14 protein-coding genes are annotated in these 12,883 nt (G+C 67.3%); 9 read left to right on the top strand and 5 right to left on the bottom strand.

Annotated features, from left to right (window positions below):
• Window positions 1-44: 44 nt before the first annotated feature.
• Entirely contained in the window at window positions 45-1,643 is a 1,599-nt protein-coding gene (locus A3CU_RS0124540; RefSeq protein ID WP_027944539.1) for a phytoene desaturase family protein, read from the bottom strand.
• 11 nt (window positions 1,644-1,654) lie between these two features.
• The gene (locus A3CU_RS0124535) at window positions 1,655-1,804 is read right to left on the bottom strand and encodes a hypothetical protein (RefSeq protein WP_211246502.1); all 150 of its coding nucleotides are present in this window, start codon (window positions 1,802-1,804) and stop codon (window positions 1,655-1,657) included.
• A 397-nt stretch (window positions 1,805-2,201) separates the two neighbouring features.
• On the opposite strand from A3CU_RS0124535, the gene A3CU_RS54655 reads away from it, so the two are divergent.
• Together A3CU_RS54655 and A3CU_RS54650 are read left to right on the top strand one after the other, a co-directional pair.
• Window positions 2,202-2,396, top strand: coding sequence for a hypothetical protein (locus A3CU_RS54655; protein ID WP_156960528.1), 195 nt, complete (start codon window positions 2,202-2,204; stop codon window positions 2,394-2,396).
• On the top strand, window positions 2,393-2,539 hold the full coding sequence (locus A3CU_RS54650; RefSeq protein ID WP_156960527.1) for an alpha/beta fold hydrolase: 147 nt from the start codon (window positions 2,393-2,395) through the stop codon (window positions 2,537-2,539). Before A3CU_RS54655 ends, A3CU_RS54650 begins: the two co-directional genes overlap by 4 nt.
• A 30-nt stretch (window positions 2,540-2,569) precedes the next feature.
• On the opposite strand, the gene A3CU_RS0124525 is transcribed toward A3CU_RS54650, so the two are convergent.
• Complete coding sequence (locus A3CU_RS0124525) at window positions 2,570-4,471, bottom strand: S9 family peptidase (protein ID WP_027944537.1); 1,902 nt, start codon at window positions 4,469-4,471, stop codon at window positions 2,570-2,572.
• Window positions 4,472-4,723: 252 nt separating this feature from the next.
• Here A3CU_RS0124525 and A3CU_RS0124520 point away from each other — a divergent pair, with 252 nt between their 5' ends.
• Entirely contained in the window at window positions 4,724-5,242 is a 519-nt protein-coding gene (locus A3CU_RS0124520; RefSeq protein WP_027944536.1) for a helix-hairpin-helix domain-containing protein, read from the top strand.
• Window positions 5,243-5,374: 132 nt separating this feature from the next.
• A complete protein-coding gene (locus tag A3CU_RS50615) occupies window positions 5,375-6,622 on the top strand; it encodes an HNH endonuclease signature motif containing protein (protein WP_063628884.1) in 1,248 nt (415 codons plus the stop codon).
• Window positions 6,623-7,079: 457 nt separating this feature from the next.
• Here A3CU_RS50615 and cpt read toward each other — a convergent pair whose 3' ends face one another.
• On the bottom strand, window positions 7,080-7,610 hold the full coding sequence (gene cpt, locus A3CU_RS0124510; RefSeq protein ID WP_043842402.1) for a chloramphenicol phosphotransferase CPT: 531 nt from the start codon (window positions 7,608-7,610) through the stop codon (window positions 7,080-7,082).
• Window positions 7,611-7,962: 352 nt separating this feature from the next.
• Here cpt and A3CU_RS0124505 point away from each other — a divergent pair, with 352 nt between their 5' ends.
• The 4 genes from A3CU_RS0124505 to A3CU_RS0124490 are packed head-to-tail and all read left to right on the top strand — an operon-like array spanning window position 7,963 to window position 11,538.
• Window positions 7,963-8,871, top strand: coding sequence for an ABC transporter ATP-binding protein (locus A3CU_RS0124505; RefSeq protein ID WP_027944534.1), 909 nt, complete (start codon window positions 7,963-7,965; stop codon window positions 8,869-8,871).
• Window positions 8,872-8,884: 13 nt separating this feature from the next.
• Window positions 8,885-9,625, top strand: coding sequence for an ABC transporter permease (locus tag A3CU_RS0124500; RefSeq protein WP_027944533.1), 741 nt, complete (start codon window positions 8,885-8,887; stop codon window positions 9,623-9,625).
• A 3-nt stretch (window positions 9,626-9,628) separates the two neighbouring features.
• Window positions 9,629-10,912 carry a sensor histidine kinase gene (locus A3CU_RS0124495; protein WP_027944532.1) on the top strand — a complete coding sequence of 428 codons (1,284 nt, stop codon included), beginning with the start codon at window positions 9,629-9,631 and terminating at the stop codon, window positions 10,910-10,912.
• Window positions 10,909-11,538, top strand: coding sequence for a response regulator (locus A3CU_RS0124490; RefSeq protein WP_027944531.1), 630 nt, complete (start codon window positions 10,909-10,911; stop codon window positions 11,536-11,538). The genes A3CU_RS0124495 and A3CU_RS0124490 overlap by 4 nt, the downstream gene beginning before the upstream one ends.
• Before the next feature lie 94 nt (window positions 11,539-11,632).
• Here the strand turns inward: A3CU_RS0124490 and A3CU_RS0124485 are convergent, their stop codons facing one another.
• Window positions 11,633-12,091: a hypothetical protein gene (locus A3CU_RS0124485; RefSeq protein ID WP_027944530.1), complete on the bottom strand. Its 459-nt coding sequence runs from the start codon at window positions 12,089-12,091 to the stop codon at window positions 11,633-11,635.
• Between the two features lie 133 nt (window positions 12,092-12,224).
• Between A3CU_RS0124485 and A3CU_RS0124480 the strand changes: the two genes are divergently transcribed.
• Window positions 12,225-12,883 (top strand): IS701 family transposase (locus A3CU_RS0124480; protein WP_027944529.1); only part of this gene is annotated, 659 nt, incomplete at its 3' end.

Genomic DNA, 12,883 nt, shown 5'->3' with positions numbered 1-12,883 from the left:
GCGCCCCTGCCGAGTCTATTGTGGACAAAAGACATCGGCGCAGGTCAGTCGCGCCGGGAAAGAACGCGACGGCGGGCGGTCAGCGCGGTGGCGACCAGATGACCTGATCCTCCGCCGAGCCCCGGCCCAGGGTGGGTGGACGCGCCGATATGCCACAACCCGCGAACGGGGGTGGCATGTCGGCCGGAGCCGGGCAGGGGTCGCCACAGGTAGCTCTGATCCAGCTCGGCCGAACCTCCATACGGATCGCCGTGCACGGCGTTCGGGTTGTACGTCGCAAGATCCCGCGGCGTCACGACGTCGACCGCGCGGGTCTTCGGATGCAGGTCCGGAGCGTGCCGGGCGATCCGGTCGAGGACCCGGCGCGCGAAAGCCTCTGCCAGCTCAGGCGTCCAACCCTCGCCGGTATCCAGCTCACCGGCGGCGTCTCCGGCCGGCTCGAAGGGCACTTCCTGCAACTGCAGCCAGAGCGCGGCCGCACCGTCGGGCACCCGGCTCGGGTCGAGCACGTGCTGCTGGCCGACCACCACCGTGGGGCGGCGCGGGAGCAGGCCCGCCTCGGCCTCCGCACAGGCGATGCCGGTACTTGCCGACCCGTCGGAGACGTGCACGAGCGGGATAGCGCTCAGCTGCGGATCGTGCCAATCCAGCGGTTGGGAAAGGGCGACATGGATCTGCATCTCACCGCGGCCGTAGCGGAACCTGGCCGCCTGTTCCCGGACCGCGGCGGGCACCGCCTCGGGCGGAAGCAGCCGCCCGTAAAGGGCGCCCGGCGTGACGGAAGCCAGCACCGCACGCCGGGCGCGAAAGGTCTGTTTCCCAACCACCACACCGGTGGCACGGCCTTGTTCGACAAGTATCCGTTCCGCTTCGGCGCCGGTTTCGATGTGCACGCCGAGCGAGTCCAGCAACCCGCGAAACGCCAGGACGAACTGGCCCGCGCCACCCGCGACCACGGGCAGCCCCGCAGCGTGCAGGGTGCCGGCGAGCAGCGGCACCATCAGACCGCCGGAGGCGTGGTCCGGAGACAGCCCGGCATGTAGCAGCCACGGCACCCACAGGTGGTCCACCTCCGGACCGCGGAACTCGGTGCGGCAGAACGCACGCCCGCTCGTCAGCGCCGCACGCAGCCAGCGCTCCGCGCCCACCCGTCCGGCGGCGCGCCACAAGTTCGCCGCCTGCCGCGCCAAAGCCGGTGAACGCAGTTCGCTGCCCATCAGGCCGCCGATCGAGGGCAGCGCTTTACCCAGCCGGTCGAGCATCGCCAGGTAGGCGGCCGCGTCCTCGTCGTCAGCGAACCTGGCAGCGGTCTTCTCCGGGTCGCGGTGTGCGAGCGTGACACGCCCGTCGTCGGCAACGCTCCCGGTGACCCAGTTGTCGGTATTGCGGTACTCGAGTCCGTGCTCGTGCAAGGCGGCGCCGAGGCTGCCGTACGCCGCGCCGGTAACGAACAACGGGTGCCACGACGAGTAAGTATCGTGCCGGTAGCCGGGCAGGGTACGTTCCTCTGTGGCGATGAACCCGCCGACCTCCGCATTGCGCTCGATCAGCACCACGGACCAGCCGGCCCGCGCGAGTTCCGCCGAGGCCACCAGCCCGTTGATGCCGGATCCGACCACGACCGCGTCGGCTTCTGCCGTCATGACCGGTAACTTTACCGCTCGCGCCGGAGAAATCGCCGCCATGGCGCTGCTGCCACGACCAGGCCGATCAGCGCGGTCGCGACCCCGGCGACCAGCCAACTCGGCGAACCGCCGGTGACGGGCTCACAGTCCGCGACGCAAAGGATCGGCTCGATCCGCACCAGGTCTGCACCCTGGAGTATCCACAGTAGACCTAAGAGAGTCAGGGCAACTCCCGCGATCGCCCGCTCACCACCGGCCTCACCAAAATCATCAACGCGGATTCGACCCCGTCGACCTCGACAGCGTGAGCCCGGACCGCACCCATCATTTCGATGCGGCCGGAGTTCGGCGAGGGAATCATGCTGGCGAATGACATCGCCGTCGCCGTGATCTTCGCGTTGATATTCTCCCTGCGAAGGAATTCCCGCAACAGAACCGGGATCGCGCCGGTCGCCTACCCGCTCCCGTCGACAGCGGGCCAGGACGGGTCGTTCGACGCACGGATGGCCAGTTCCCCGGAACTCTTGATCTGTCCTGGCACCGGGCCACAACGTCGCTGGATGGCAGACTCGCCGCGTGTGGACGGAAACCTTCCTGACGACATGCGTCGATCCGCAGGTAAGCCTGTTCGTCGCACAGACCGCTGGTGGTGCGGACAACGCTGTCCTGGTTATCCACGGCGGTCCCGACTGGGACCACAGTTACCTGCGGGAACCGCTGGGAGAGCTTGCCGGGCGACACTTCTGCTGCTGCACGGCCGGCAGGACATGACCTTCCCGGTCGCGCTGGTCGAACAGACCACCACCCTGATCCCCGCTGCGCACGCTGTCATCCTCGACGGCGCTGGGCACATGGCCCACATCGACCAACCCGCGCGGTGGATCACGGCAGTCGCCGAATTCCTGGATAACTGACCACGCCACCGCCCGAGCACGTGACGCTGGTCAGGGCCGGAGCCAGCGATCGAACCAGGTGCGGGTGCGGCGCATGACGTCGAGTTGGTGGTTGCGTTCTCGGATCGAGTGGCCCTCTCTCGGATAGATCACGAACTCGTGCTCGACGCCGAAATGGCGCAGGGCCCGGTGGAAGTACACGGCCTGCCCGAGGGGGACGTTGGTGTCCTCGGCACCGTGCAGGATGAGCACCGGGGTGTGGATGTGGCTGGCGAAGGAGATCGGGCTGACCGCGTCATGCGGGTGCGGGCCCATGCCGGACCAGCCGGTGCTGCCGCCGAGCGCGGCCTCGAACTGGCCGTTCTCCCCGGTCGCGGCGAGCATGCCCCAGTCGATGACACCGGCATTCACCAGGGCTGCGCGGAACCGGTCGGTCTGGCCGACCGCCCAGGCTGCCATGAATCCACCGTGGCTCGAGCCGGCAATGCCCAGCCGATCGGAGTCGGCAACGCCCTCGGCGATGAGCAGGTCGATGCCGCTCAGGATATCGGTCCACTCCTCCCGGCCGACCCTGCCGGCGACGCTGGTGGCGAACTGGTGGCCGTGGCCCTGACCGCCACGCGGGTTAGGCAGGAAAACGGCGTAGCCAGCGGCGGCCAGCCACTGTGCGCTGGGGAACCAAAACAGCTGGCAACGATCGGCGTATCGATCGTACGGACCTCCGTGCACGATGGTGACCATTGGGAACGGGCCTTCCGATGCGGTTTTTCCGACCGGTAGCACGAGCAAGCCGTCCAAGGCGACGCCGTCGGCGGCCCGGTAGGCCAGCGGTTGCTGAGTGCCAAGAGTGATGCCATCCAGTTCCGGGCGGGTGTCGGTGAGCTTCCGCAGCGGCCCGGTTGGTGGTCCGATGTGGACGTTCGCGGGCTGGTAGCGGGTGCCGGTGAGTACCGCGATCTTCTCGCCGGTAGGTGTGGTGCTGAGGTCGTCGAGGCGTCCGGGATGACGCGACAGGATCGTTGGTCCGGTGGGGTCGAGTTGCGCAAGGGCCGTGTTCAGGCCGTCGGCGAACAGAACCAGTGGTGCTGCGTTGGTCTGGCGTAGTTCGGTGGGGCACATCGAGAGTCCAGTGGTGCGGTTGCGCAGGACGCCGCTGCCTATGGCCAGGTCGAACACGGCGGTGCCGGCCTGCAGAAGCGGTGGGGTGAGTGCGAGGTAACCGAGGTGCCAACCATCCTCACCCGCCCACCAGATCAGAGATCGTGCTTCGGCATCGACCGTTCCGAGGTCCTCCGCGGTGCCGGTCATGGGGTCGAACAGGTGCAGCTGGCCGGTGCGCGGGCCGTAGTCCTTATCGGCGCTGGCCTGGGTGAGCACGGCGAGCGGGCCGCCGTCGGGACGTTGCCGCAGTTCCACGACGTGCCGACCGCCGAGCACATCCGGGGTGGAGACCCGGCCGGTACGCAGGTCGAGCATGCGCAACCGGGCACGCGGTTCGCCCTCGCCGACGACAATGGCGTCGTCACGGTCCCGTGCGCGGCGCGCGTCCTGCTCGGTGGGTTCGTCCTCGGCGAGCAGAGCGACCAGGTTGGCGTCGGCGAGCGGCAGGTGGTCGACGATGCCGGCGCACCAGTTGGTCAACGCGGTCACGGTGCCGTCGGCGAGAGTGAGCCGGTGCACCTGCGGGATACCGCGGTCGGCGCGGTCGGAGAGAAAGAACAGCGCGTCCGAGTCCAAGGACCAGCGTGGCCGAGACTCCGTTGCGATGTCAGTGCTCGCCCGGCGCAACGCGGTGACGCCATTGGTGTCGGCGAGCCACAGTTCGGTGTCGAGATGGTCACCAATCCGGCTGGTGGGGGCAAGAACGTAGCAGACCAGACGCCCGTTCGGGGCGAGCACCGGAGTCTGCGGGATACGACCATCAACCACGAGTTCGGCGGTCAGACCTGTCATGCGATCAGTCTGCCAAACATCAACAGCGCAACGAAACCATGGCTGCAGCCATGAAATCCGTTTCCTCTCGGGATCTCTCACCGTCATAAGCCGAGACCTCACAGCCACCTGGACTGAAGCCGACTGTCCCGGCAAGGCAGGCTCCGCCTCTCGGTGCTGAAGCGACCTCGTGGCTGCCTGACGTCGGCGTATACGTGAATGTGCCCAGTCACGGCAACTGAATATGTCGGTCGGATATGGCAGGGTAGGCCCATGACGACCCTCGCCCAGTTGCGCAAGGCTGCCCTTTCCTATCCCGAGACCGTCGAGCACGCCGACGACTCGGGAATCGTCGCATTCACGGTGCGCGATAAGCGCTTCGCCTCGATGAGCAAGGACAGCCTGGTGGAGCTCCGGCTCCCCGCACCGGATGCGAACGAGGTTCTTGCCACGCATCCAAGCGCACAGCCGCTGGCCCGCGGTGCGACGCCGATCGGTGTGCGTGTCCCGATCAGGGACATCAACGGTCAGCAGCTCAACCACTGGGTCCGTCGCGCTTGGCTGTCGCAGGCACCGAAGCCACTGGCGGCACAGGTGGCCGCTGGGAATTCCGCGACGCCCGGCGAGGTCGGCGACCTGCCCAAGGCCATCGGAGCACCCGCCACCCGAGCCCTAACCAGCGCCGGCATCACCACGCTCGCCCAGGTCGCCGCCCTGGCCGACACCGAGTTGTTGGCTATGCACGGCGTCGGCCCCCGAGCTGTTCGCATTCTCCGCGAGGCGCTCGCCTGAACCAGGGTGCCACTGTTGGCCACCGGTTTTCCAGACGCCCCAGTGGCCGATTTTCACATCGTGTTCGATGGAATGCCGCTCGTTTGATCGATATGATAGGGCTATTCCGTCTACGAGCACAAAGGAGCCCCTATGTGTCACCTGTTTTCGCTGTGCGACGACGATATCGCCCGCATGTCCGACCAGGCCGCGATAGAGGCCATGACCGCGGCGCGGGAAGTTGTGTGCCGGGCCCAAGCCATCCAGGTACGTGCGATCGCCCGATTATGCACGATTCGAGGACATACCCGGTGGGTTACCGACGAAGTCGCGCTCGAACTGTCCGTCAGCAGGCAGACCGCCGCCGGTCTGATCGATGCGGCAGAGGTGTTGACCACTCGTCTGCCTCGGTTGCTGGTCGCCATGGAAGGTGGTGAGGTCGACTTGCGTACGGCGGTCAAGGTGTGCGATGTGACCGCAACGTTGTCGGACGAGCAGGCCCGGCAGGTGGACGAGAGAATCGCTGGACGTTTGGCGGGCAAGGATTCCGAAAAGGTACGACGGATCGCTCGGGATGCCGTGTGCGCCATCGATCCCGACGGCTACGCGGAGCGGGCGAAGAAGCGTCGGAAGGATCGCCGGGTGGAGCTGATCCATGCCGAGGAGGGAATGTCTTCACTCTTTGCGTATCTTCCCGCCGAGATCGCCAGTGCGATCTATGCGAAGGTCGACGGCATCGCCCGCAAACTGAAGACCAAAGACGAGGAGCGCACACTCGACGAGCTGCGGGCCGACGTCCTGGCGGATCTGGCGCTGGGTAAGCACGAGGGCCTACCCGGCGTGCTCGCACAGGTGTATGTCCACGTGCCGATCGACGCGGCACTGGGCATCACCAACACCGGCTGCGAACTTGTTGGACACGGCCCGATACCGGGCGAGATCGCCCGCCAGATCATGGCCGATCCCCGCAGCGTGTGGCGCAAAGTCACCTGCGACCCCACCTCCGGCGCAGTCCTCGACGTCGGCCGCACCCGCTACCGGCCACCCGCCGCCCTGGACGAATTCGTCCGCGTCCGGGACCACACCTGCCGCATGCCGGGCTGCCGCCGACCCGCCCAACGGTGCGACGTCGACCACCACCGCGACTTCCGGCGTGGCAAGAACGGCCTTACCTCCCAAGGAAATCTCACCAGCCTGTGCAGGAATCACCATCGCCTGAAGGATGTTCAAGGGTGGGGTTTCAATTTGGACAGCGCGACGGGCGAGCTGACCGTCACGACCCCGACCGGACGCCGGCACACCACCCTGCCGGAGACCACCCTCAAGCCGACCGTCGGAAAATCCGACGAGTCCACAAGGGACAACCACCACGACGACGACACTCAGGAGCCGCCATTCTAGGTCGTGTTTCGAAGCCGTGGCCAGGCAGGGATGCTTCCGCCCGTGTATGGGTCGTGGCAAGCGATCTATGGATTGTTTCGACGCTGGCAGCGTGCCGGGGTCCGAGCAGCGATCGTGGCGGCGTTGCAGGTTCGGGCTGGTGCCGCCGGGTTGATCACCTGGGATGTCGGCGTCGGCTCAACCGTCGCCCGCGCGCACCAGCATGCCGCTGGAGCGCGTAAAAAGGGGATGTTCAGACCGAACCACCCGGTGGGGTGGGCAACCCGGAACCGGACGATCACCGTTACCTGCGATGGCGCAACGCCAACGCCCGCCACCCGGATGTTCTGGCCGCGCAACGCCGCGAACGCGCCCGGATCCGCGGCCAGAAAGGCATCCGCTGGGGAGGACGGACCCTGGCAACAGCGGCCTGATCATCACGGTTGCGCGGTCATAGCGGCAGAAGCCGAGCCGCCTGTCACCTGACATGTGCGGCGATGGCCCGTGCGCACTCCATCGACTCGGTATGCGTGGTGTCCACCTCCAAGTCATAGACCACGCCCCGGTGGACCACATCCGCCTGGGACGCGGCCATCCCGGTGACCCGATCGCCTCGTGCGACCTCACGGCCTGCGGCCACCGCACCGTCACACCGGACGCCGACCCACAGCACCCGCAGGTCGCGCAAAGCCTTCTGCCATCGCTGCTGCGACTCCGCTCCGCCGAGGAAGACCTCATCGACAATGACCCGGGCGCCCGCACGGGCCATCGCGGTGATCCCCTCGATCCATGCCGCTTCCAGCGTCCGGAACTCCGGGCCGACGATCACCTCTCCGTCCGGAGCGAACTCGATCCCGGCATCCGACGCCCGCATGGACGCGGGCATCGCGCCAACCAGCGTGTCGGTCCCGAGAGCCAGCCACGGATCCGGCAGGACCGCCTGCAGACATCGGGCGATGCCGGACTTCCCCGAGCTGGAACCACCGTTTAGAACGATCACCTCAGCCATCACCGCGCCACAGTAGAGGCACCGCAGCGACTCTCGAAACGGTTTCCGCGAATGCTGCCCGCCTCCTACAACCCGGTGAACCTTCCCGGTCAGAGCGCTACAGAGCAGGCTCAAAAGTCCCTCTCGTTGGTCGTCACTGCGGGGCAGCGCGGCGACTCGCCGCAGTTTCAGGTGGTGCTGGGCCGTAAGGCCGACCAAGATCCGCCACCGTAAGCGCACTCCCCAGGTGCGAGGGCCACCATGCTGATCGGAGCATCCACCGTTCGGTGGATGGGCGGATCCACCGCGTTCGGCTGAAGCAGTGGCCGCGCAGCCGATTCGATGCACCCCTGACGAACGGCATGGTTCTCGTATGGCAATCATCGAGGTAGACAGCCTCGTCAAGCGCTACGGCGACTACACCGCGGTGAACGGGGTCAGCTTCACCGTCGAGCAGGGCGAGATCTTCGGCATCCTGGGCCCCAACGGGGCCGGCAAGACCACGACGGTCGAGTGCGTGGAGGGGTTGCGCACTCCGGACGGCGGCGCCATCCGCGTCGATGGCATCGACCCGCAACGCGACACCGGTGAGCTACGGCACCTGCTCGGCGCACAACTGCAGGAGACGGAACTGCCCGAGAAGCTCAAGGTCGGCGAAGCGATGGAACTGTACAGCTCGTTCTACCGTGCGCCGGCCGACTGGCGGGAGCTGATCGAGACCCTGAACCTCACCGACAAGCTCGGCACCCAGTTCCGACGGCTGTCCGGCGGGCAGAAGCAGCGGCTGTCGATCGCGCTCGCGCTGGTCGGCAATCCGAGGATAGCCGTGCTCGACGAGCTCACCACCGGACTCGACCCGCAGGCACGACGGGACACGTGGGACCTCATCGAGCGCATCCGCGACCGCGGCGTGACGATCCTGCTTGTCACGCACTTCATGGAGGAGGCGGAACGGCTCTGCGACCGGCTGGCGGTCGTCGACCGCGGCAAGATCGTCGCGGTCGACACTCCGGCCGGGCTGGTCGCCAAGGTCGACGGCCACCAGCGGATCCGGTTCCGGCCGTCCGCGCCCATCGACCACGCCCTGCTGACCAGCCTGCCCGAGGTCACCGGCGTCGAGCGCGCCGGCAGCCAGCTCGTCGTCACCGGCACCGGCAATTTGCTGCTCGCCGTCACCACCGTGCTCGCCCGCAACCAGGTCGTCGCCGGCGACCTGCGCGTCGAGCAGACCTCTCTCGACGACGCCTTCGTCGCCCTGACCGGCCGCTCGATCCACAACTGAGGAGCTACCCGACATGTCCGCCCTGGCCCGACTCACCAAAACCGAGACCAAGCTGTTCTTCCGGGAACCGAGTGCGGTGTTCTTCGCGCTCGCGTTCCAGCCGATCCTGCTGATCATCCTCGGCTCGATCCCCGCGATGCGCGAGCCCGACAACGCGCTCGGCGGCCTGCGGTCGATCGATCTGTACGTGCCGATCATCATCGCGATGGCCATCGCCATGTTCTCGACGTCCATGCTGCCCCAGCAGTTCGCCTCCTACCGGGAAAAGGGCGTGCTGCGCAGGATGCGGACCACCCCGGTCAAGCCGTCCGTGATGCTCAGCGCGCAACTTCTGATGTGCACCTCCATGTCCGTCGGTGTGATGATCGTCGTGCTGGCCATCGGCCGGTTGGCGTTCAAGGTGAACCTGCCGGCCCAGCCACTCGCCTACGTGCTGGGCTACGTGCTGTGCACACTGGCGATGTTCTCGATCGGTCTGCTCGTCGCCTCGCTCGCGCCGAGCGGCAAGGGTGCGGGTGCGATCGGAACGCTGCTGTTCTTCCCGGTCATGTTCTTCGGCGGCCTGTGGGCGCCGAGGGCCACCATGAACGATCTCCTGCGGCACATCAGCGACTTCACGCCGTTGGGTGCCGGCGTGCAATCATTGCAGGACGCCACCGCCGGTCATTGGCCACAGTTGCTCCACATCGGCGTCATGGTGGGATGGACGATCGTCGCGGGTGGGCTGGCTGCCCGGTACTTCCGCTGGGAGTAAACCTTGAGCATCGAGGCCGAGTTGCGTGCGGAGAACGCCCGGTGGGAGCGCCGGGAGACCGTGGTGGGCAAGGTCCTCCCCTACCCGCTTCTGGGCGCCGGCACCCTCTTCACGCTGCTGCAGGCGCTGTGGGGCGAGCCGGTGCCCTACTGGCCCGTGTTGGGCCTCGCGGTCACGGCCATGATCTGGCTGCTGTGGTTCCACACCCTGCACCCGGAATGGCACGACAATGTCCCGCTGATGGGCCTGTACTACGCGGGTCTGCTGGTGCTGGCCTTCGGACTGGTGGCGCTCTCACCCTGGTACGGCTTCTTCACCTTTGTCGGCTACGTCCAGGCGTTTCAGTACCTGAAGGGTCGCTGGCGGTACGTCGGCGTCGCCGCTACGGCGACGGTCGCGTCGGTGTCATACCTTGGCGGGCTATCCAGCATCAAGGCCTCGAACCTGTGGTGGGGTTGGGTAATCCTCGCCGTGATCGTCACGCTGCTGGCCTCGTCGTTCACCTACTTCGGCGAGATGGCCGAGCGGCGCAACGAGAAGCAGAAGAAGGCGCTCGCCGAGTTGCACGAGGCCAACGTCAAGCTCGAGGCGGCGCTGGAGGAGAACGCCGGCCTGCACTCCCAGTTGCTGGTCCAGGCCCGCGAGGCCGGGGTGCTGGACGAGCGGCAGCGGATGGCGCGGGAGATCCACGACACGCTCGCCCAGGGGCTGGCCGGCATCCTCACCCAGCTGCAGGCCGCCGAGCAGACCCTGGATGAGCCGTCGACGTTGCGCCGGCACCTGACGAACGCGACGGATCTGGCCCGCGAGAGCCTCACCGAGGCCCGGCGTACGGTCCACGCGGTCGAGCCGGTGGTGCTCGCTCAGGCCCGGCTCCCGGACGCGATCAACGACGTGGCCAAGCGCTGGTCCGAGGTGAACCACATCGACGCGGTGCTGACCACCACCGGCGACGCCCGGCCGATGCACGCCGACATCGAGGTGGCGCTGCTGCGAACCGCTCAGGAGGCACTCACCAACGTGGCCAAGCACGCGAACGCCAGCCGGGTCGGTCTGACCCTGTCGTACATGGGGGACATCGTGAGCCTCGACGTACGGGACGATGGCGTCGGCTTCGAGCCCAATGTCAAGCGCACCAACGGTTCCACGAACGGCGGGTTCGGGCTCGCCGGCATGCGGCAGCGGGTGCAGCGCCTGGCGGGACGGCTCGACATCGAGTCCGAGCCGGGCGGCGGCACGGCCGTTTCGGCGAGCGTGCCCGCGATCCCGGCCGGAGGTGGGGAATGATCAGGCTCTTGATCGTCGACGATCACCCGGTGGTGCGTGACGGGTTACGGGGCATGTTCAGCGCGGACCCGCGTTTCGAGGTGCTCGGCGAGGCCGGCGACGGAGCGGAGGCCATCGCGGCCGGGGAGAAGCTGCAACCCGACGTGATCCTCATGGACCTGCGGATGCCACGGACCGACGGCGTCACGGCCATCAAGGAACTGGCGAAACGCGGTGTGCCGGCACGCGTTCTGGTGCTCACCACCTACGACACCGACAGTGACGTCCTGCCCGCCATCCAGGCCGGCGCCACCGGCTACCTGCTGAAAGACGCACCAAGGGACGAACTGTTCCGCGCAGTGGAGGCGGCCGCGCAGGGACAGGCCGTGCTCTCCCCCGCCGTCGCGACCCGGCTCATGGGGCAAATGCGCCAGCCCGCGTCTGAACCGCTGTCGCAGCGTGAGCTGGAGGTCCTGGAGCTGATCGCCAAGGGCTCGACGAACCGTGAGGCGGCGAAACAACTGTTCATCTCCGAAGCGACGGTCAAGACGCACCTGCTGCACGTGTACGCGAAGCTGGGTGTCAAAGACCGAGCGGCCGCCGTGGCCACCGCGTTCTCCCGCGGCTACCTGACACCACCCGGCTGATCGGATCTTGCCTACAGAGCTGCACTGGACCGCCAGGCATCGGACACAGCCTGGCGGTCCAAGTTCGGGATGAGGACGACTCCGGTGGCCTGGCTCAGCGGTCTCCGCCGTGGTCGTCTCCGACGTCATGCCCGGGGCCGTCGTGTCCGCCGTGGTCGTCACCGACGTCATGGCCCGGGCCGTCGTCGTGACCACCGTGCCGGCTGGTGCTCGGGTAGTAAGGTACCGAGACCGTGGGATGAGGCTGCGGGACACTGGTAGCGGACCGGTCGTCGCCGAGGTCGTGGTTAGGGCCATCGTCAGAACCATTGCGCCCATCGATGACCGAGCCCGGATTGCGGTCTCCGCCGTGGTCGTCGCCGAGGTCGTGATTCGGGCCATCGTCCAAACCACCGTGCCGAAGCGTGGTCGTACCGGTTCCGAGCTGCTGCGGGACCGCGGTGCTGATCCGCGGGGTGTCGTCCGTACCGGTGTGCGACGCCGACGCCAGCGCGGTAGCTCCGCCTGCGGTAACGGCCACGGCGGCTGCGGCAATCACGAGTGCCTTGCGCATGTCTGCTCCTTTTCCTTGTCGGGCAACGAAAACGAGCATGCCGGAGCCGAGGATATCGGCGCACTGCGGCGAGTTTAACGAGAGCTTAATACTGCAACGGCACTTGCTTGGTCTGTAGTGGATCATGGTGTGCGTGGTGTTGGATCTTGTCGTGGGTCAGTTGGATGGGTTGTGCGAGCGGATCGCGGGCCGGTTCACGCGGTCGGAGCCGCGGGCTCGGGTGCGGGAGTATGTGTCGGGGCTGGTCGCGGGCCTGGAGCGGAAGAACGGGTGGACGCTGGCGGAGCGGGCGGGCGAGGTCAGCCCGGATGGGATGCAGCGGTTACTGCGCCGCGCGGACTGGGATGTTGACGGGGTTCGCGACGATGTGCGGGATTACGTGATCGAGCACCTGGGTGATGCGCAGGGGGTGCTGATCGGAGACGAGACCGGTTTTCTGAAAAAGGGTGTCCGCTCCGCTGGGGTGCAGCGGCAGTATTCCGGGACTGCGGGGCGGATCGAGAACTGCCAGATCGGGACGTTTCTGGCGTATTCCTCGGTGCATGGGCACGCGTTGATCGATCGGGAGTTGTACCTGCCGGAGTCCTGGACGTCGGATCGCCAGCGGTGCCGGGCTGCGGGTATCCCTGACGAGGTGGAGTTTGCGGCCAAGCCNCNNCAGTTGATGGCCATGCTGGCGCGGGCGATGGAGGCGGGGGTGCCCTTCGCGTGGGTCACCGCGGACGAGGCCTACGGGCAAGCACCCTATCTGCGCGCCTGGCTGGAGGATCAGGACGCCTGGCATGTGCTGGC

Origin of the sequence: Amycolatopsis taiwanensis DSM 45107 (assembly GCF_000519205.1) — a bacterium.
GTDB classification, from domain to species: domain Bacteria; phylum Actinomycetota; class Actinomycetes; order Mycobacteriales; family Pseudonocardiaceae; genus Amycolatopsis_E; species Amycolatopsis_E taiwanensis.
This window is presented reverse-complemented; position numbering and strand designations above follow the sequence as displayed.